Source organism: Phenylobacterium sp. (genome assembly GCF_020402505.1).
In the GTDB taxonomy this organism is placed as follows: Bacteria; Pseudomonadota; Alphaproteobacteria; order Caulobacterales; family Caulobacteraceae; genus Phenylobacterium.
The window spans coordinates 1-18,250 of record NZ_JADBZL010000016.1; the positions used below are offsets into that span (position 1 = coordinate 1).

At 71.0% G+C, this 18,250-nt stretch carries 25 protein-coding genes and 2 tRNA genes; 24 read left to right on the plus strand and 3 right to left on the minus strand.

The genetic code is table 11. The features are described from left to right. From IM632_RS01125 to IM632_RS14460, 6 genes are all read left to right on the plus strand, one after another. The coding region (locus tag IM632_RS01125) for a P22 phage major capsid protein family protein (protein WP_296551929.1) at positions 1-365 on the plus strand (365 nt) is incomplete at its 5' end. Between the two features lie 82 nt (positions 366-447). Next, positions 448-1,014 carry a hypothetical protein gene (locus tag IM632_RS01130; RefSeq protein WP_296551931.1) on the plus strand — a complete coding sequence of 189 codons (567 nt, stop codon included), beginning with the start codon at positions 448-450 and terminating at the stop codon, positions 1,012-1,014. Then, positions 1,011-1,256 carry a hypothetical protein gene (locus IM632_RS01135; protein ID WP_293513361.1) on the plus strand — a complete coding sequence of 82 codons (246 nt, stop codon included), beginning with the start codon at positions 1,011-1,013 and terminating at the stop codon, positions 1,254-1,256. The genes IM632_RS01130 and IM632_RS01135 overlap by 4 nt, the downstream gene beginning before the upstream one ends. Beyond that, positions 1,257-1,859 carry a hypothetical protein gene (locus IM632_RS01140; protein ID WP_296498320.1) on the plus strand — a complete coding sequence of 201 codons (603 nt, stop codon included), beginning with the start codon at positions 1,257-1,259 and terminating at the stop codon, positions 1,857-1,859. A gap of 25 nt (positions 1,860-1,884) precedes the next feature. After that, the gene (locus tag IM632_RS01145) at positions 1,885-2,298 is read left to right on the plus strand and encodes a hypothetical protein (RefSeq protein ID WP_293516966.1); all 414 of its coding nucleotides are present in this window, start codon (positions 1,885-1,887) and stop codon (positions 2,296-2,298) included. Beyond that, positions 2,298-3,194, plus strand: coding sequence for a glycine-rich domain-containing protein (locus tag IM632_RS14460; protein ID WP_363278689.1), 897 nt, complete (start codon positions 2,298-2,300; stop codon positions 3,192-3,194). Before IM632_RS01145 ends, IM632_RS14460 begins: the two co-directional genes overlap by 1 nt. Here IM632_RS14460 and IM632_RS01155 read toward each other — a convergent pair. Then, entirely contained in the window at positions 3,191-3,853 is a 663-nt protein-coding gene (locus tag IM632_RS01155) for a class I SAM-dependent methyltransferase (RefSeq protein ID WP_296482260.1), read from the minus strand. The two genes, IM632_RS14460 and IM632_RS01155, sit on opposite strands and share 4 nt — an antisense overlap. 200 nt (positions 3,854-4,053) lie before the next feature. Here IM632_RS01155 and IM632_RS01160 point away from each other — a divergent pair, with 200 nt between their 5' ends. The 8 genes from IM632_RS01160 (at position 4,054) to IM632_RS01195 (ending at position 9,644) form a co-directional block, all read left to right on the plus strand. Next, complete coding sequence (locus IM632_RS01160) at positions 4,054-5,460, plus strand: FkbM family methyltransferase (RefSeq protein ID WP_296482257.1); 1,407 nt, start codon at positions 4,054-4,056, stop codon at positions 5,458-5,460. Between the two features lie 88 nt (positions 5,461-5,548). Beyond that, complete coding sequence (locus tag IM632_RS01165) at positions 5,549-7,057, plus strand: hypothetical protein (protein ID WP_293516972.1); 1,509 nt, start codon at positions 5,549-5,551, stop codon at positions 7,055-7,057. Then, entirely contained in the window at positions 7,054-7,410 is a 357-nt protein-coding gene (locus IM632_RS01170; protein ID WP_293513129.1) for a hypothetical protein, read from the plus strand. The genes IM632_RS01165 and IM632_RS01170 overlap by 4 nt, the downstream gene beginning before the upstream one ends. Next, the gene (locus IM632_RS01175; protein ID WP_296482251.1) at positions 7,410-8,444 is read left to right on the plus strand and encodes a hypothetical protein; all 1,035 of its coding nucleotides are present in this window, start codon (positions 7,410-7,412) and stop codon (positions 8,442-8,444) included. The genes IM632_RS01170 and IM632_RS01175 overlap by 1 nt, the downstream gene beginning before the upstream one ends. 1 nt (position 8,445) lies before the next feature. Next, entirely contained in the window at positions 8,446-8,787 is a 342-nt protein-coding gene (locus tag IM632_RS01180) for a hypothetical protein (protein WP_293523564.1), read from the plus strand. Further along, a complete protein-coding gene (locus IM632_RS01185) occupies positions 8,784-9,056 on the plus strand; it encodes a hypothetical protein (protein ID WP_296482245.1) in 273 nt (90 codons plus the stop codon). Before IM632_RS01180 ends, IM632_RS01185 begins: the two co-directional genes overlap by 4 nt. Then, on the plus strand, positions 9,053-9,511 hold the full coding sequence (locus IM632_RS01190; protein ID WP_296482242.1) for a hypothetical protein: 459 nt from the start codon (positions 9,053-9,055) through the stop codon (positions 9,509-9,511). The genes IM632_RS01185 and IM632_RS01190 overlap by 4 nt, the downstream gene beginning before the upstream one ends. A gap of 10 nt (positions 9,512-9,521) precedes the next feature. Next, complete coding sequence (locus IM632_RS01195) at positions 9,522-9,644, plus strand: hypothetical protein (protein ID WP_296482240.1); 123 nt, start codon at positions 9,522-9,524, stop codon at positions 9,642-9,644. Here the strand turns inward: IM632_RS01195 and IM632_RS01200 are convergent. Together IM632_RS01200 and IM632_RS01205 are read right to left on the minus strand one after the other, a co-directional pair. After that, positions 9,616-10,161 carry a DUF2239 family protein gene (locus tag IM632_RS01200; protein ID WP_296482237.1) on the minus strand — a complete coding sequence of 182 codons (546 nt, stop codon included), beginning with the start codon at positions 10,159-10,161 and terminating at the stop codon, positions 9,616-9,618. The genes IM632_RS01195 and IM632_RS01200 overlap by 29 nt on opposite strands. Positions 10,162-10,381: 220 nt before the next feature. After that, positions 10,382-10,456, minus strand: a tRNA-Thr gene (locus IM632_RS01205). 320 nt (positions 10,457-10,776) lie between these two features. Here IM632_RS01205 and IM632_RS01210 point away from each other — a divergent pair. The 10 genes from IM632_RS01210 to IM632_RS01255 all read left to right on the plus strand — a co-directional run bounded on the left by IM632_RS01210 (position 10,777) and on the right by IM632_RS01255 (position 17,827). Continuing rightward, positions 10,777-11,214 (plus strand): DUF2948 family protein, encoded by a 438-nt coding sequence (locus tag IM632_RS01210; protein ID WP_296551933.1) that lies wholly within the window; start codon positions 10,777-10,779, stop codon positions 11,212-11,214. A 74-nt stretch (positions 11,215-11,288) separates the two neighbouring features. Continuing rightward, positions 11,289-12,575 carry a histidinol dehydrogenase gene (hisD, locus tag IM632_RS01215; RefSeq protein ID WP_296523413.1) on the plus strand — a complete coding sequence of 429 codons (1,287 nt, stop codon included), beginning with the start codon at positions 11,289-11,291 and terminating at the stop codon, positions 12,573-12,575. Positions 12,576-12,625: 50 nt separating this feature from the next. Continuing rightward, positions 12,626-13,105 carry a UPF0262 family protein gene (locus IM632_RS01220; RefSeq protein ID WP_296483550.1) on the plus strand — a complete coding sequence of 160 codons (480 nt, stop codon included), beginning with the start codon at positions 12,626-12,628 and terminating at the stop codon, positions 13,103-13,105. Positions 13,106-13,236: 131 nt separating this feature from the next. After that, positions 13,237-13,455 carry a translation initiation factor IF-1 gene (gene infA / locus IM632_RS01225; protein WP_110449661.1) on the plus strand — a complete coding sequence of 73 codons (219 nt, stop codon included), beginning with the start codon at positions 13,237-13,239 and terminating at the stop codon, positions 13,453-13,455. 7 nt (positions 13,456-13,462) lie between these two features. Beyond that, on the plus strand, positions 13,463-14,041 hold the full coding sequence (locus IM632_RS01230) for a Maf family nucleotide pyrophosphatase (protein ID WP_296551935.1): 579 nt from the start codon (positions 13,463-13,465) through the stop codon (positions 14,039-14,041). Then, a complete protein-coding gene (locus IM632_RS01235) occupies positions 14,038-15,078 on the plus strand; it encodes a ribonuclease E/G (protein ID WP_296483556.1) in 1,041 nt (346 codons plus the stop codon). Before IM632_RS01230 ends, IM632_RS01235 begins: the two co-directional genes overlap by 4 nt. Before the next feature lie 10 nt (positions 15,079-15,088). Further along, on the plus strand, positions 15,089-15,274 hold the full coding sequence (yacG, locus tag IM632_RS01240) for a DNA gyrase inhibitor YacG (protein WP_296483560.1): 186 nt from the start codon (positions 15,089-15,091) through the stop codon (positions 15,272-15,274). 138 nt (positions 15,275-15,412) lie between these two features. Next, positions 15,413-16,171: a phytanoyl-CoA dioxygenase family protein gene (locus tag IM632_RS01245; RefSeq protein WP_296483563.1), complete on the plus strand. Its 759-nt coding sequence runs from the start codon at positions 15,413-15,415 to the stop codon at positions 16,169-16,171. A gap of 36 nt (positions 16,172-16,207) precedes the next feature. Beyond that, entirely contained in the window at positions 16,208-17,680 is a 1,473-nt protein-coding gene (locus tag IM632_RS01250) for a class I SAM-dependent methyltransferase (protein WP_296518880.1), read from the plus strand. 71 nt (positions 17,681-17,751) lie between these two features. Beyond that, positions 17,752-17,827 (plus strand) — tRNA-Phe (locus IM632_RS01255). Positions 17,828-18,250 lie beyond the last annotated feature (423 nt).

Here is an 18,250-nt window from a genome sequence, read left to right on the forward strand (position 1 = left end):
CCCAGGCCCATCCGGGCGGGGCGGGCGTGGTGCAGATCTCGCCGGCCATCATCACCGCCGGGCCGATGCAGACCGTGACCCTGGCGACCACCAATGCGGCGGCGGCGATCCAGGTGGCGGGTAACGCCAACACGGCGCACGGCCTGTCGATGCTCTATCACAAGAGCGCCTTCGCCTTCGCGACGGCGGACCTGGTCATGCCCCGGGGCGTCGACTTCTCGGCGCGGCAGGTGTTCGACGGGATCTCGATGCGGATCGTGCGCCAGTACGACATCAACAGCGACAGGTTCCCCTGCCGACTGGACGTGCTCTACGGCTACCGCACCCTGCGCCCGCAGCTGGCCTGCCGCCTGGCCTGCAACTGAGGCTGACGGTCCTCCCGCCCCCGGATGCGTTCCGGGGGCGGCGAGGCGTCCTTCCTTCCAGACCTGACAGAGGAGACCCCGCATGGGGCTGGCGACCTATGACGAGCTGAAGGCCGCCGTGGCCGACTGGCTGGACCGCGAGGACCTGGCCGGGCGGACGGGGGACTTCATCACCCTGGCCGAGGCGCGGCTGAACCGGCTGATGGGCTTTTCGGGCCTGACGGTCCGACTGGAGGTCGAGGCCGGGCCGGGTCAGGCCGAACTGGCCGCCCCCGCCGACCTGCGCGAGGTTCTGTCCCTGGTCCGGACGACGGACGGGACGGCGCAGGGCTTTCGCGTCGAGCCGGGGCGGCTGGCGCTGACCCCGCCCCCGGCGGCCGCCACGGAGCTGGCGCTGACCTACAGGGCCCGGCCCCGGCTGTCGGAAGCCGCCCCCGTCAACGCCGTGCTGGCCGAGCACCCGGACCTCTACCTGTTCGGCGCCCTGGCCGAGGCTGCGCCCTTCCTGAGGGATTCCGAGATGCTGGCGGTCTTCGCCGCCCGCTTCGACGCGGCCCTGACCGAGGCGCGGATGCGCGAGGCCCGGATCGCCGGCCCCGCGGCCCTGCGCCTCGAGCCGGCGGCCCTTCCGGCGGCGTGGCGGACATGATCCCCGCCGATCCGGGACCGGGCGCCCCGCCCGCCCTGCGCCCCCTGCTGACCGCCATGCTGGACGCCCTGCGGGCCCTGGAGGCGCCCGCCGCCCCCATGCCCGTAGCGACCTGCCGGCGCGCCGACCTGCCCCCTGCCGCGGCCTGGCCCTGGCGGATGATCCTGGTCCGGGATCTGGGGGTCCTGGCCCATTCCGACGGGGTCCGCTGGATCCGCCACGACACCGGAGAGGAGATCTGAATGCCTTCCGCCGCCACGCCGAGCCTGCGCCTGGAGATGCAGGCCGCCGGCGAGAACCTGAACACCTGGGGCGCGCCCAAGCTGAACACGGTGATCGCCCTGATCGACTTCGCCATCGCCGGATGGACCACCGTGAACCTGACCGGCCCTGCGGTGCTGACCAGCGCCAACTTCGCCCCCGACCAGGCCCGCGCCGCCATGCTGAAGTTCACCGGGACGGGGGGCTGCACGGTGACCCTGCCCTCGGTGAGCAAGCGCTATGACGTGGTCAACGCCACCGCCGGGACCCTGACCCTGACCACCGGGGCGGGGCAGGCGGCGGTGCTGGGCCCGGGGGACGCCGGCCCGGTGATCTGCGACGGGGTGAACGTTCTGGGCGCCCAGATCGCCGGCCGGTCCCTCAAGGCCTATGTCGACGCCCAGGCCTGGGCCGGCCAGACGGGAAACCTGCCCGGCCAGGAGGGGGCGGCGGGCCTGCCCCTGGTGAGCGACGGCCAGACCCCCCGCTGGGCGCCCCTGAGCGTCTCGGCGATTTCCGACTTCGACCGCGCGGCGGCGGCGGCGGCCCTGGGCCTGTCCGTGGCGCTGGCCGCCGCCCTCTGATCCCTTCCCATTCCGGAGACCCTTCATGCCCGTGACGCCCAACTCCATCATCACCCCCCAGGTCCCGCGCTCGGCTTCCGGCGTGGCGAGCCTGGCCAACACCGCCTATGGCGACGCCCCGGCGGGGGCGGTGCTGATCTTCGCCGCCGGCCCCAACGGGGCGCGGGTGAGCCGGGTGAGCGCCGTGACCCGGGCCAGCCTGACGGCCACCGAATGCCAGCTGTTCCGCGACCACGACGGGACAGGGACGGTGAAGCGCTTCTTCGCCAGCCGGCTGATGCCCGCCGTGACCGTCTCGCCCTCCACGGCCCAGGCGGCGGTGGACTTCGGCTATTCCGACAGCGCCCCCCTGCTGCTGGGGGCGGGGGAGAAGCTCTACGGCGCCATCGGCCAGGCCCAGACGGGCGTGGTCTTCTGCGTCGAAGGGGCGGATTACTGATGCGCAGCGCGCCCGGCCTGATCCGCTCGCCCGGCCTCATCGCCCCCGCCGGCCTGCGCGGCCTGGCCGACCCGGGACGCAGGCGCCGCGGCGGCGTGCGCGTGGACTACCTCGTCGTGGGGGGCGGGGGTGGGGGTGGGGGAGATTGGTACGGTCCATCTGGAGGTGGTGGCGGTGGCGGAGTGGTCTTTGCACAAGACCAAGGTCTTGCCGCCGGCAAGTATCGCATTGTTGTGGGCGTCGGCGGTCGCGGGGGCACCGCCGCGCAATACGTTCGAGGAGAGGCAGGCGGCGCCTCTTCCATCGGAGATTCTATCGTCGCAATCGGGGGAGGTGGAGGTGGAAGCTCTCAAGCGCCACCCGGCGGGGAAGTGGCCTCTGGCGGTGGTGGCTACGCCAACACATGGAGTCGGAATGAGGTACAAGCAGGTGGAGCTGCAACGCAAGGAAGCAAGGGTGGAGATGCCAGACTTGCTGCAACTGGGGGAGGCTCTGGCGGAGGTGGTGGCGCGACCCAACCCGGACAAGACGGACAGGGGACTGTTAGCGGGAACGGTGGTTCCGGACGCCAGATCTCACTCACCGGCGAACCGATCATTTATGGCTCAGGCGGGGGCGGAGGAAACAATCCCTCAGCGGGCGGCACCGGTGCTGGACGAGGCGGAGATGGTGCGGGTGATGGTGCCATCACCGGCAACGGTCGCGACGCATTAAGCGGGCGAGGTGGCGGCGGCGGCGGCGGAGGTTATGCATCTTCGGGTGGTAATGGCGGTAGTGGCCTGGTCGTCATCAGGGTCGGTTCCCTGGGAGTTGTCTCGACCGGGGCTGAGATTATTGAGGGACCGGGATACAGGATACTGGTATTCCGGTCTGATGGTTGGCTTGATATTCCTTAGTTCCCGATCTTCCGAGTGTAGAGTTGTCCTATCGGAGCACCAAAAAAGATCGACATTTTCCTTTGAAAAATATTCAAGAAAGCATCGATCGCTGGCTTCGGCATCTTAAGAACATCCTGGAACCCCGGCTTGTCCATAGACCAGAGGTAGTCGTCGAAGATCATTACTCCACCGACTCTAAGGAGCTGAAATGACATGACGGCGTCTGTAAGTACGTCGGGAGCTTGATGGGAGCCATCAATATAGATTAAATCAAAATAACCATGCTTACCCTCAGCTAAAAGTTCTGGTAGACCATGATTGGAGTACTTCTTGATCTTGCGCACAGAGGCGACTTGAGTTGTCTTGGAGCGAGCGATCGAAATGTTGTGATCGAACCGACGCTCGACTTCCGACATCTGCGTCTCGATCTGCCCACCCTTTTGGTGCTCGATGCCACCTTCCCAAGTGTCGACGCAATAGACCTCAATATCGGCCTGCGCACACTCGGTACACATTTCGATGATCCAGCAAGTGGAGCGTCCCTCGAACGAGCCAATTTCCAGAATCTTAGTCGGTTTGTCCTTGCTGATGATCTGACGCCAAACCGGGACGTTTTGGCTGAACCAATCTCGAGTGAATTCGTACTCACCAGTTTTCAGATTCGTCGGTTCAGGCATTGATTGTAGGTCCAATTCGTCGAGACATTTGCGAAGGCCAGCCGCTCTCATTTCCACCGTTCGAGCAACGGCGCCAAGGCAAAAAACGAACCCAGACCGCTGTAATGCCGCCTTCAGGGGACATCTGACCGAACCCCTAGCGGTCTGAGTGGTAGGAGCTGATTGTTGCCGAAAGCTGCGACTTTATCTACGGACACAAAATGAACATCCTCAAGGCCATTGAGGAGGGGCGTTACCCGGACGCGATCTCCCAGCTGCGGCCCCTTTCCGACCAGGGCTCTTCCGACTCCTCCAATGACCTGGCGATCGTCTATCGCCGGATGGGGCAGGGGCCGAACGAGCTGTTTTTCGCCCACCGGGCGTTTGAGCAGAACCGCCTGTCCAGCTCGGCGCTGCAGACCCTGATGCGGGCTCTGATCGGCCAGGGATTTCATCAGTCGGCGGCGCAGCTCTATCGCGAGGTGCGGGGGGAGCGGCATCTGAACCGCAGTCACCATATCAACGGGGCCATCGCCCTGATCCGGATCAACCGGGTTGATGAGGCGGCCGAGGCCCTGGGACGAGCCCCGGGATTCCCGACGGCGGCGGCGGATGATCTGAGGATTGAGCTGCTGATGGCGCAGGCGCGCTTCGAGCACGCCCGGGCCCTGGCCCTGATCGACCGTCTGACGGCGATGGGCCAGGACATGGAGACCCAGAGGACCAGCCAGCTGTTTGCTTCGGGCGACATGGCTGCGGTGGTGGCGCACTTTGACGCCAAGGCGCCGGTGCACGCCGGGGTCCGCAGTCAGGGAAAGACCGCCCTGCAGGCGGCGATCGCCCTGGCGGACCGGGAGAGGGTGCAGCGGTACCTGACGAGCCTTGGCGGGATCGCCGCGTCCACCCTCGCCCTGGCCCGGGGTCTGCTGGAGGACCGGCAGACGGTGGAGGTCCGGGGGACGGGGGAGAGGATCTGGCGTTTTCCCTTCGTCGCCACCAACTTCTCGGTGGCCCTGCCCCAGGTGGCGGGGGTCTTCTACGAACAGGGGGCGCTTGAGGCCCTCAAAGGCCTGGTGCGGCCGGGGCAGACGGTCGTGGACGTGGGCGCCAACATCGGCAATCACACGGTCTACTTCGCGGGCGAGGCGGGGTGCCGGGTGGTTCCCTTCGAGTGCAATCCGAGGATGGTCGAAAACCTGAGGGCGACCCTTGCGATGAACGACCTGGGCGACCGGGTGGACCCCTCGCACCTGGGCAAGGCGGTTTCGTCATTTGTCGGGACCATTCCCTTCCGGTTCGTCCGGGACGACTATTCCTTCGTGACCGAGGGGCAGGAGGAGGGCGCCACCCCGACGCCCTGCCTGACCCTGGACAGCCTGGGTCTGGAGCAGTGCGCCCTGTTGAAGATCGACGTGGACGGGGGCGAACCCGGAGTGCTGGAAGGCGCCCGGGACGTGCTGGCCCGGCTGCGGCCGGTGGTGTCCATCGAGGTGCTGAACTTCAACACCCGAAAGGTGCTGGGGCTGTTCGAGGCGTACGGCTACGACATTCTTCGGGAAGACAGCCGCAACGAGGCCTACAGCGACTTCGTCTTCGTTCCCAAGGAGTCCGCTCTCGGGCGGGACTGAGGCCCTGCGGCCCGGCGGGCCGGGCCTGAACCCCTGAATTCCTGGCCGCCCACGGGCGGCGACACCCCCATTCGCGGGAGCCTTCGCCATGCGTTTCACACTCGACCCGCCGCCAGGGCTGGCGGCGGATGACACTTCGTTTGCGGCGGCGGGCCGGTGGGCGGACGCTTCGAACGTGCGGTTCTGGCGCGGCCGGCCGCAGGTGATCGGGGGCTGGGAGCGGCTTCATCCGGGGCGGCTGGCCGGGCCGTGCCGGGGGCTGCTGGGCTGGAGCGACCTGTCCGGCGGGCTGATTCTGGCCTTTGGCGGGCCCTCGCGGCTGGAGGTCTGGAGCGGGGGAGAGCTGGTCGATGCGACGCCGGCGGGACTGGCGCCCGGGGCGGCGGATGGCTCCGGCGGGCGGGGATACGGCACGGGCGCCTGGGGGGCGGGGGCCTGGTCGGAGCCTTCCGACGGGGCGCTGGCGCCGCGCACCTGGTCGCTGGCGGCCTGGGGCGAGAGCCTGCTGGCCGCGCCGAGGGACGGGACCCTTTACCAGTGGTCGCCCGGAGAGGGCGGGGCGGCCCGGCCGGTCGCCGGGGCGCCGGCGCGGATCAGCGCCCTGCTGGTCTCGGCCACCGACCAGGTGTTCGCCCTGGGCTGCAACGAGGAGGCCTCGGGCCGGTTCAACCCCCTGTGCATCCGCCATGGGAGCGTGCGGCGGCTGGACCAGTGGACCACGGCGCCGGACACGACGGCGCGGGAATACGTGCTGCCCGGCGGCGGGCGGATCGTGGGCGGGCGGACCCTGGGGCCGCACCTGCTGGTCTGGACAAGCCACGCCCTGTTCCTGGGGGTGTTCACCGGCAGTCCCGGTCAGCCCTGGCGGTTCGACCGGGTGGGACAGGCCTGCGGCCTGATCGGCCCCAACGCGGCGACGGTGAGCGGGCAGGCGGCCTTCTGGATGGGGCCGGACCTGCAGGTCTGGCGCTATGCCCTGGGCGGGGCGCCGGAGCCGCTGAGCTGTCCCCTGCGGGCGGACCTGTCGCAGAACCTGGCGGCGGGACAGGGGGACAAGGTGTTCGCCTCCACCCTATCGGCCTTTTCCGAGGTGCGGTTCGACTATCCCGACATGCGCGACGGGGTCGAGAACAGCCGGTGCCTGGTGCTGTCCCTGGCGGACGGGGCCTGGAGCCGGGGGGCGGCGCCGCGCACGGCCATGATCGACGCCGGGCCCGCCGAGCATCCGGTGGCGACGGCGCCGGACGGCTCGATGTTCTGGTGCGAGCGGGGGGCGAGCGCCGACGGGGCGCCCTTCGCCTGGTTCCTGGAGAGCGCCGACCAGGTGCTGGACGAGGACCGCACTGCCCTGGTGCGCGGGGTCTGGCCGGATCTGGCGGGCCAGCAGGGGCCGGTGGTGCTGGAGGTCTCGGCCCGGCGCACGCCCCAGGGCCAGGTGCGGCGGGCGCCGCCGGCGGCCCTGGCGCCCGGACAGGCGCGGGCGGACCTGAGGCTGTCGGGACGACTGTTCCGGGTGCGGCTGAGCGGGAACGCCTCGCCCACGGCGGGGCGGATCGGGCGGCTGGTCTTTGACCTGGCGCCGGCGGGCGGACGGTGAGGGCGGAGGACGCGGATCGCGAGGCCCTGGCCCTGGCGCTGAAGGCCCTGGCGGCGGACGCCGGGCCGGCGGACCTGGCCGGGGCGCTGAGGACGGGCCGGGCGCGGCTGTGGATCGGCGAGGGGGCGGTGCTGGCCACCGAGCTGGCGCAGGAGCCGGAGGGGCCCTGCCTGCACGTCTGGCTGGCGGCCGGGCGGCTGGAGGCCGTGCTGGCCCTGAGGCCGGGCCTGGAGGCCTGGGCCCGGGGGGCGGGCTGCGCGCGGATCACCCTGGATGGACGCAAGGGCTGGGCCCGGGTGCTGGCGCCCTTTGGCTACCAGAGGGCGGGACACGAGATTGAACGGAGACTGTGATGGGAAAGAAGAAGACCAAGACGAGTTCCACGGAGACGAGCCGGACGGTGACGACGCCGATCCGGCCGGACTGGGTGGACGCCCAGGCGCGCGGGCTGAACGAGGCCCTGACCGACCTGGGCCGGCGGGACCCGGCGGCCTCGGTGGCGCCGGTCTCGGACCTGGAGCGCCGGGCCTCCGAAGGGGCGGCGGGCCTGGGGGTGGGCGCCGGCTGGGGCGGCGGCGGGACGGACTGGACGAACTGGGGACGGACCCCGCCCGAGCCGAGCGGCGCCACCCTGGCCGGGCGGGGCGAGGTTCCGCAGGCGGCGAGCGTACTGGACAATCTGTCGGCCTATATGACGCCCTTCCGCGATCAGGTGCTGAACGCGGCGATGGACGACTATGACGCCGAAGCGGGACGCCGGCGGGCGGCCCAGGACCTGGAGCTGGCCGGGCAGGGGGCCTTCGGCGGCTCCGGGGCGGCCCTGACCCGCTCCCTGACCGAGGGCGAGCTGGCGCGGGGCCGTAACAGCCGGCTGGCGGGCCTTCTGGACCAGATGTTCACGCAAGGGTCGGGGCTGGCCTCCGGCGATGCGGACCGGCGACAGCAGGCCTCGACCGCGGCGGCCCAGCTGGCCCAGGCGCGGGATCTGGAGCGGGCGCGGCTGTCCCAGGCCGCAGAGGCGGGGCGGATGCAGGATGCCCTGGCCCGGGCCCAGCTGGGCCAGGAGGGCGAGCTGGCCCGTTCGCGCCTGGGGCTGGACGAGGCGGCCTCGCGCCGGGCGGATGCGGAGACCCAGGCGCGGATCGGGGCGCAGGCGCGGGCGGTGGAACAGGCGCGGCTGTCGGCGCCCGAGCAGGCCCTGGCCCGGCGGATCGAGATGTTCTCCGGCCTTCCGCTCGGCCTCTTCCAGGGCAGCGAGACGAACAGCCAGGGCCAGAGGACCGGGACGGAGACGACGAGCGGCGGCGCCTTGGGCGAGATTGCCTCTCTGGTGAACAGCCTGACCGGTTCGCCCCTGTCGCGGCTGTTCCCGGGGGGAGGGCGCTGAGATGGCGGACACCGGAACCCTGGGCGAGGCCCAGCTCTTCGCCCTGAGGCAGATCAGCGACAACCTGGCGGCCCAGACCCGGCGGCTGGAAGGGCTGGGCGCCAAGGTGGACGACGTGCGCGAGCGGCTGGCCCGGCTGGAGGCGCAGGAGGCGGGCGTGCTGGTGGAGGCCGTGCGCCGGGAGCTGAAGTCGGCCCTGTCGCGGATCGACGCCCTGGAGGCCCAGCGCGACCGGGTGGCCGGGGCGGCGGCCTTCTGGACCTGGCTGGGCCGGCACGCGCCCTGGCTGGCGGCGGCCCTGGCGGCCTTTGGCGCGGGGCTGGCGTCGCGGGAGGCGGGATGATGGAGGCCGGACCGAGGCCGCCGGTGGAGATCACCTGGCTGTGGCGGCGGATCTTCACCTACCTGGCCAGCCTGGCCAACGCCGGCCTGCTGGCGGCGGTGATCCTGAAGGTGCGCGACGCGCAGGGACTGGCCGCCCTGGGTCTGGCGCTGATCGCGGCCAATGTGGTGCTGGCCACCCTCTACCTGGCCGGGGCGACGGTGACCGACTGGGCGCGGATCGCCGGGGCGGCGCGGGGAGGTCCCCGGGACGGGGAGGGCGAGGCGTGATCCTGGCGAGCCCGAACGGCTGGAGGCTGGCGCTCGGCCTTGCGGCGGCGCTGGCCCTCGCCCTGGCGGCGGGGCGGCTCTGGGAGGCGGGGCGAAGGGCGGGGGCGGCGCCCCTGATCGCCGAGGCTGCGGCCCTGCGCGCCGAGGCGGCCCGCTCGGCCCTGGAGGCGGAGGGGGCGCGGGGCCAGCTGGCCCGGGCCGAGGCCGCCGCCCGGGCGGCCCTGAGACTGGAAACCGAGACCCGGGCGCGGATCGGCGCCCTCAACCGACTGGAGGACGCCGATGCGCCGCTGGATCCTGACCGCCTTCTTGAGCTGCGCCGGGCTGACCGGGGCCTGTGCGACGCGGCCCCCGGCCTTGCCTGTCGCCCTGCCGCAGCTGACGCCCCCGCCGGCGGCGACGGCGCCGTGCGAGGTCTACGTCCTGCCGCCGGACGCGACCCGGGCCGACCTTGACGCGGGCTATGTGCGCCGGGGCGCCCAGATCGCCGCCTGCGACGCGGCCCGCCGGATGGCCCTGGAGACCCTGACGGCCGAGCACGCCCTGGAGGCCGAGGCCCTCAGGCGGGCGGCGCGGGGTCGCCGCTGAAGGCCGGGCGGGCCAGGCGGGCGAGGTAGTCTCGGACGTCCCCGGGCCAGGCTTGAGTTTCGCGGAGAAAGACCTCGCCGTCGCCGGCGTAGAGGGCGCGGACGGCGGCTTCGGCGCCGGGGGCGTCGCCCGCCAGGGCCGAGATGACGGCGCAGGCGGCGTCGGCGGCGCGGCGGCGCGCGGCCTCCGGGGCTTCCGGCGCCCGTGCGGCGGCTTCGACCAGGCGGCGCAGGGTGGCGGAGGCCCCGCCCGGCTGGGCGGCGAGCCAGTCCCAGTGCCGGGGCAGGAGGGTGACCTCCCGCGCCGAGACGCCCAGCCGGGGCCTACCGCGGGCGGGTGCGGCCGGCGCAGGGCGCGGCGGGACGAGGGGCTGCACGGCCCCGGTCTGGTCGCTGAAGACCAGGGGCTCGACGGAGTCGGCGGCCAGGGCGGCCAAGGCGGCGGAAACGACGGCGTCGAGGTCTCCGGAGGCGATGCAGCGGCCGTGATGGAAGGCGGTGAAGGCGGTCTGGGTCATGGGCCGGCTCTAGAGGCGCCAGACCGGGGAGTCAATAATACCCGGGTAAAAATAGCCGGACGGGTGGATCGCCCCCGCACCGGCCTAAGCCCGCAAGGCCCGAATTCCTCCACCTCTCGAGGGGGAGGTGGACCGCGCAGCGGGCCGGAGGGGGTATTCGGAGAGGCCGTGGCGCAGGGGGAGGGCCCCGGAGGGGGACGATGTGTCTCTGAAGGGAGGATGGTGCCGCCGGGCAGGATTGAACTGCCGACCTCAGCCTTACCAAGGATGCGCTCTACCACTGAGCTACGGCGGCGAAAGACAAGGCGGCGGCTATAGCCAAAGCCGTGACGGACGGGAAGGGGAAAAACGCGGGGCGGCGGGTCGGGCGCCTTGACCGCGGGAGCGGGAAACCGCATCGGGAGGGCGTGAAGACGCCGCCCCCCAACCCGGCCTCCTCCGAGGCGGAACGGCGAGACGCCCGCCGGGCCCAGGCCCTGAGGGCCAACCTGCGCCGCCGCAAGGCGCCGGCCCCGCCGCCGGCGGCGGATGAGGCCGATCCCTCTTGCGACTCCCCCCCTTGCGACTTTAGCCCGCCCGGCTAGAACCGGCGGGCGAAGGTGGAGTCAGTCAAGCGTGTCGGAAGAGCCCCCGAAGTCGAAAGCCCTGAAGCTTCTGGCGGAGGACGCCGAGGACCTGGAGGTGGTGTCCGCCGCCCTGCAGGATGCTGTGCTAAAGATCGGCGACATCGCCTGGGAGGCCAAGGCCCGGCGCCTGACCCTGACCCTCAACCGCTACCGCTGGGGCGCCGCAGAGCCGGAGCGTGTGCGCGCCGCCGTGCAGGTGGGCTCGGTTCTGGGGGTGCGGGCCCGGCGGCTGCGCCGGACGGCCCGGGAGGCGGTGGTGGAACTCCTGACCCTGGCCTTCGAGGCGGGTGAGGCGCCCGGCGGCCGGCTGGTCTTCCGCTTTGCGGGCGACGCTGACCTGGCGGTGGACGTCGAATGCATCGACCTGGTGCTGGCGGACATCTCCGATCCCTGGGCGGCGAAATCCGAGCCCCGGCACGAGGGCTGAGCGGCCGACGGTTTCGATGCGAGTGTGGCGCCGGCCCCATGGCCTCGCCGTCCCGCCGGGTCTAGATAGACGCCATGCGCCGCTTTGATTTTCAGGATCCCGACTTCGCCGCCCGGTTCGGCGCCTTCGCCGACGCCCGGCGGGACACGCCCGAGACGGTGGACGCCGCCGTGCGGGAGGTTCTGGAGGCCGTGCGGGCGCGGGGCCTGGCGGCGGTTCTCGAATTCACCGCCCGGTTCGACGGGGTGGAGCTGGACGCCGACGGCCTGAGGGTCAGCGAAGGTGAGATCGCCGAGGGCGCCGCAGCCTGCGCCCCGCAGGTGCGGGAGGCCATCGCCTTCGCCTCCCGGCGTATCGAGGCCTATCACCTCCGGCAGAGGCCCGCCGACGCCCGCTTTACCGACGAGGCCGGGGTGGAGCTGGGCTGGCGCTGGACGGCCCTGGACTCGGTGGGGATCTATGTGCCCGGCGGCCGGGCGGCCTATCCCTCGACCGTGCTGATGAACGCCGTGCCGGCGCGGGCGGCGGGGGTGGGCCGGATCGCCATGGTGACCCCGCCCGGGCGGCTGCAGCCCGCCGTGCTGGCGGCGGCGCAGGCGGCGGGGGTATCGGAGATCTGGCGGGTCGGCGGCGCCCAGGCGGTGGCGGCCCTGGCCTACGGCGCCGGCCCTATCCGGCCGGTGGACAAGATCGTCGGGCCCGGCAACGCCTGGGTGACGGCGGCCAAGCGGCGGGTCTATGGCCAGGTGGGCATCGACGCCCTGGCCGGCCCCTCGGAGATCGTGGTGGTGGCCGACGCGGACAATGACCCGGCCTGGATCGCCGCGGACCTGCTCTCGCAGGCCGAGCACGACCCTGCGTCACAGTCGATCCTGATCACCGATGACGCCGCCTTCGCTGACCGGGTGGTCGCGGAGGTGGAGGCCCAGCTGAAGACCCTGGCCACCGGCGAGACGGCGGGGCGCTCCTGGGCCGACCACGGCGCGGTGATCCTGGCGCCCCTGGACGAGACCCCCGCCCTGGTGGACCGCCTGGCGCCCGAGCACGTGGAGCTGGCCGTCGCCGACCCGGAGGCCCTGTCGAACCGGATCCGCCACGCCGGGGCGATCTTCCTGGGCCGGCACACGCCGGAGGCCCTGGGGGACTATGTCGCCGGATCGAACCACGTCCTGCCGACCAGCCGGGCGGCGCGGTTCTCCTCGGGCCTTTCGCTCTACGACTTCCTGAAGCGCACCTCACTGGTCCGGGCCGGGGAGGGGGGCTTCGCCATCCTGGGCCCGCCCACGGTCGCCCTGGCCGAGGCCGAGGGCCTTCCGGCCCATGCGCGCTCAGCCGCCTTGCGGCTGCAGGGCGAAGGGTGACGGACATGGGCGGCTTGCACTAGGATCGGACGGCAGCTTGCGAACCGGACATGGCCGAGCCTGACCGCACCCTCCAGCGCCTGCAGAGCGTCGAGCTGGACGAAGAGTCCCTCGCGGCGGTCTCGCGCGACCAGGAGCAGGAGCGGAAGATCGCCATCTTCGACCTGCTGGAACAGAACTACTTCGCGCCGGAGGGGGCGGAGGGCGGGCCGTACGACCTGCGGATGGGCCTGGTCGAGAACCGGCTGGTCCTGGATGTCACCGGCCCCGACTATCAGCGGCGGCACATCCTGTCGCTGTCGCCCTTCAGGGGCCTGATCCGCGACTATTTCATGATCTGCGAGAGCTATTACCAGGCCATCCGCCAGGCCACGCCCTCGCAGATCGAGGCCCTCGACATGGGCCGGAGGGGGCTGCACAACGAGGCCAGCGAGCTGTTGCAGCGGCGGCTGGCGGGCAAGGTGGAGACGGACATGGACACCGCCCGCCGGCTGTTCACCCTGATCACCGCCCTGCACTGGAAGGGCTGAGGCGCGGCGTCATCGCCTGGGCAGTCGACCTTGGCGGTCGACTTAAGGTATAGACCCCTGCCGTCCGGCCCGGTCGCCTGCGATTCCGCGGGGCCGGCGCCGTTTTCGTCGACCCCAAGTCTGGAGCCTGCATGGCCAAGGAAGAACCCCTCGAGTTTCCGGGCACCGTCAGCGAGGTGCTGCCCAACGCCACCTTCCGCGTGAAGCTCGAGAACGATCACGAGATCATCGCCCACACCGCCGGCAAGATGCGCAAGAACCGCATCCGGGTGTCGGCCGGGGACAAGGTGCTCGTGGCCATGACTCCTTACGACCTCACCAAGGGGCGCATCACCTTCCGGGTCCGCTAGTCCCGCCATGACGCCCCGGCTGGTCCTGGCGTCGGAGAGCCCGCGCAGGCGCGACCTCTTGGCCTCGATCGGCCTGACCCCCGACATCATCGCGCCCGCCGAGATCGACGAGACGCCCCTCAGGGACGAGCTGCCCCGGCGACTGGCTGCGCGCCTCGCCGCCGCCAAGGCCGAGGCCGTCGCCGCCGCCTATCCCGATGACTTTGTCCTGGCCGCCGACACCGTGGTCTCCGTGGGGCGTCGGATCCTGCCCAAGGCCTCGGACGCCGCCGAGGTGGAGGCGTGCCTGCGGCTCCTGTCCGGGCGGGCCCACCGCGTGGTGACCGGGGTCAGCGTCCGCGCCCCCGGGGGACGACGCGGCGACCGGCTGGTGGAGACCCGGCTGAAGATGCGTCGCCTTTCGGAGACCGAGATCCGCGCCTACGCCGAAGGCGGGGAGGGCGTGGGCAAGGCGGGCGGCTACGGCATCCAGGGCCGGGCGGGCGTCTTCATCCTGTCGCTCAGCGGCTCCTGGCCGGCGGTGGTCGGTCTGCCCCTCCATGAGACCGAGGCCCTGCTCCGGGGACTGGGCTGGCGCCGGCCATGAGCGCGCGCCGGGCCTACCTGGACGTCACCCCCGGCGAGACCCGGGGAGTGGTGACCCTGGATGGTCGACCCGAACACCTGATCCTTTCCCGCGAGGATGACGACCCCCGCCTGGAGCCCGGCGCCCGGATCGCCGCCCGGGTGCGCAAGGTCGAGCCGGCCTTCGCCTCGGCCTTCATCGACCTCGGCGAGGGCCTCGAAGGGCTGATGGACTATCCGCCTGACCGCCGCCCCGTGGAAGGCCAGATGCTGGAGGTGGAGGTGCGGTCCGCGCCGCGCCCCGGCAAGCTGGCGGGGGTGCGGGCGACGGGTCCCGCGGAGGCGCCGGTGCGGCTCCTGGCGCCCGGACCCCCGATGGCCGAGCGCCTCGCCCGCCTCGCGCGCAGCCAGGACCTCGTGACCGGAGCCGAGGCTCGCCGAATGGCCGATGCGGCGGAGGAGGCGGCCCTGACCGAAGCCCATGTGCTGCCGGGGGGCGGCCTGGTGGTGATCGAGCCGACCCGCGCCCTGGTGGCCGTGGACGTGGACCTGGGACCGCGCAAGGGCCCGGACCCGAAGTCGCTTGTGCGGCAGCTGAACCTGACGGCCATCGCCGAAACGGCGCGCCTGCTGCGCCTGAAGGGTCTGGGCGGCCTTGTGGTGATCGACCTCGCCGGACGCGGACATGACGGGACCGCCCTTCTCAACGCCGCGCGCAACGCCTTCGCCGCGGACAACCCCGGGGTCGCCTTCGGCCCCATCAGCCGGTTCGGGACCCTGGAGCTGACCGTCCCGCGACGCACCCGGGCTGTCGCCGAGATCCTGCTCGAGCCCGGCGGCGACCCCAGCGACCGCACCCTGGCCCAGAGACTGGTGCGCCGGGCCGAAAGCGAGGCCGAGGCGGTTACCGGCCGGGTCGTGACGATTCAGGCCGGTCCGGGGTTGGCCCGGCTGGCCTGGCCTCTCGTCGACCGCCTCGCTGAGCGTATGGGCGCCCGCTTCGACCGGGAGGTGGCGTCCGACTGGCCGCGGGACCGCTTCGAGATCACCGTCCCCTGAAGGCCCTGCTGTGAAGACCGCCTGTCCCATCTGCCGCAGGCCCGCCGATTCCCGGTTCCGGCCGTTCTGTTCCTCCCGTTGCGCCAATGTGGACCTGCAGCGCTGGCTATCCGGAAGCTATGTCCTGCCCGGAGACGAGATCGATGACGAAGACATCGCCGACCCGGACATCGCCGACCTCGACAGGGGCGCCTGACCCGTCCGGCTGGACAGGGTCGGAAGCGGCGCCTAAACACGGCTCAGGGCGGCCTTGGCGCTGAGTCTGCCCGCCGCCGCCCGGTTTTGGGAATTCTCTACCGGAAGGCCGGACGCCCCGGAGGCTCGAGACGCAGGAATGCCGGATCCGGATGTACTTTCAGCCTCGGGCGTGAGATTCGCCCGACACCAGACTCCGGAGACGCTCCGGGACCTCCGCCGGGTGGTGGACGCCGTTTTCCCGGACGATGAATCCAGACTCATCGGCATGGAGATCGGGGCCTATCGCGCCCTTGTTCTGGAGGCGCAGACCGAGCTCAATGCGAAGGACTTCGTCCGGCGTCTCTGTCAGGAAGTGCGGGACGACATCGTCGAGGTGATCGGCGAGGACCGTTTCTATATCCAGACCAATCTCTATCTGCGCGCGGCGCGACCGGAGTCCGGGGGGAGCCCCGAGGCGATCGGCTGGCACAGGGAGACCTTCTACGGGCCGAACATGGAGCGGTCCGTGAACATCTGGACCCCGGTCAGGGGGGTTTCCGAGAGAAACACCCTGCGGTTCATTCCGAAGTCCCAGTCCATCCCTGAGTCGGAAATCCGGACGGTCTCCGTCGCCGACGAGGTGACCGAGAAGGGCTCCGTGGGGAACAGGATCGGCTTCCTCTACAGCCCGAAGGTCATCCAGAGCGGGGTGGACCTCGACAACAGCCAGCCCATGCAGGTCCCGGAGGGCCGTAGCGCCCTCTTCCCGGGTCTGCTGATCCATGGCGCCGGGCACAATCTCGACAGCCGGATTCGGTTCTCGGTGGATTTCCGGATCCTGCCCTTCAGCGCCTACGCGTCGACGTCGAAACCTTACCACCTGGCGAGCGGCAAGCCGTACTTTGAGTTGTTCTGACCGCACGGGTCTGTCCCGTCAGAGGAGAGTGTCCCCATGAGCCCGTCCGGAAAGCCCCGCGTGCTGGTCGTCGGCGCAGACGGAGTCATTGGCGCGACGCTGGAAAGACGGCTACGCGAGACCGGCCGCTTCGAGGTCTGGGGCACGACCCGGCGTCGAGAGACCCTGGCCGGCGAGAACCGCCTCCATCTCGACCTTCGCGATCCGGACGATTTCGAGGTGTCCAGGGGCTTCGACGCCGCCGTCCTTTGCACCGGCGTGGGGGGCGAGGCCGCCTGCGCGGCCGATCCGGAAGGCTCCCGCCTGGTGAATGTGACGGGCCCGGTCCGGCTTGCGGAGCGGCTCACCGCTGCGGGCGTCCATGTTCTGGCCCTGTCCTCAAACGCCGTCTTTGACGGAAGCCGGGAGTTCTTCTCCACCGAGGATCCTCCGGCGCCGAGGACCGAGTACGGCCGCCAGAAGCGCGACCTGGAGGCGGCCCTGCAATCCCTGCCCGGGGTGGGGATCCTCAGGCTCACCAAGGTCCTGGACGGCGCAACGGGCCTGCCGGCGCGCTGGGACCGCGAGCTGGCGGCCGGCGGAACCGTGGAGGCCTTCGTCAATCACTTCATCTCGCCTGTGACCCCGGAGGAGGCGGCTTCGGTGCTGATCAGCCTGATCGACCGCCGGGCGAAGGGCCTCTTCCAGTTCTCGGGCGCAGAGAACCTGTCCTTCCACGCCTACGCCCTGAGCCGTTATGCGGACCGGCCTGACCTTCTGAAACGCATCCGGCCGGTCCGCGATCCCGCCGCCGGCGACGGCGCCCTGTACAACTCCCTCCGGACGGAACTGCCGACCGAGGAAGCGCAGTACGAAGACCTGAAGGGGGTCGGCGCCCAGGCCCTCGGCCTGATGACGGGGTACGCCTACGCCACCAACCCCAAGCGGCTGGCCTTCACCCTCTCGCGCTACAAGTTCGTGGCCAAGATGCTGACCGGCAAGACGTCGGTCCTGGAGATCGGCTGCGCCGACGCCTTCGGCACCCCTCTGGTCCTGCAGGAAGTCGGCGCCCTGACCGCCGCCGACTTCGACTGGATGTTCGTCCGGGAAGCCCAGGTCTCGCATCCCTTCCGGGACCGGATCACCTTCCTGCGGCATGACATGGTCGAGGGCCCTCTCGCGGGCGTGTTCGACGGCGCCTTCTGCCTCGACGTGCTGGAACACATCGCGCCAGAGGCGGAATCGCGCTTCGTCCTGAACGTCTGCGAGAGCCTCACCGACGACGGGGTCTTCGTGGTGGGCATCCCGTCGCTGGAGTCGCAGGTCTACGCCTCCGAGATCTCCAAGGCTGGGCACGTGAACTGCAAGACGGGCGAGGAGCTGCGCGCCTTCATGCTGAAATTCTTCAGCAATGTCTTCCTCTTCTCGATGAATGACGAGGTCGTGCATACCGGCTTTGCGCCCATGGCCCACTACCTGTTCGCCATCGGCGCCGGGAAGCGCCCCGGCCTCGCCGCACCCGGCGGCTGAGCTTCACCCGCCTCGCTGGACACGGCGCCGGGGCTCTTCTATAGAACCGCCTCCGACCCGCGAGGCGTCGCGCCTGGGTAGCTCAGTTGGTAGAGCAGCGGATTGAAAATCCGCGTGTCGCTGGTTCGATTCCGGCCCCAGGCACCATTGTTTTCCATGCCCTTAGATCAGGTCCCTTTCGGAGCCAGGACCGACCGGCTCCACCTGCCCCCCCTCTGAACGCGGGCCTCCGGGACCCTGACCCTGATGCGGATCGGGCTGGGCCTGCATCCGGAACGGGCGAGGCGATGGGCGCAAGAGGCGGATGCAGACATCACTCGTCAGATTCCTGCGACCGGACGCTGCCGGAATCCGCAGGTCGGGAGAAAGTTCCCCTGCGGAAGGGGCGGCGTGCTAGCGTCTGCCTTCCTGCCGAATTCCCGGTGGCGGAGGTGTCTCTGCCCGACACTGCCTGTGCGGTGCGCCGGGGAACAGATTGTGGAGGATCAGATGCCGAACAGGATCCCTGGCGACCCCGAGCCGCTTCCAGCCGACCGTCGCCTCTTCATCATCGGCGCGATCGCCATGACC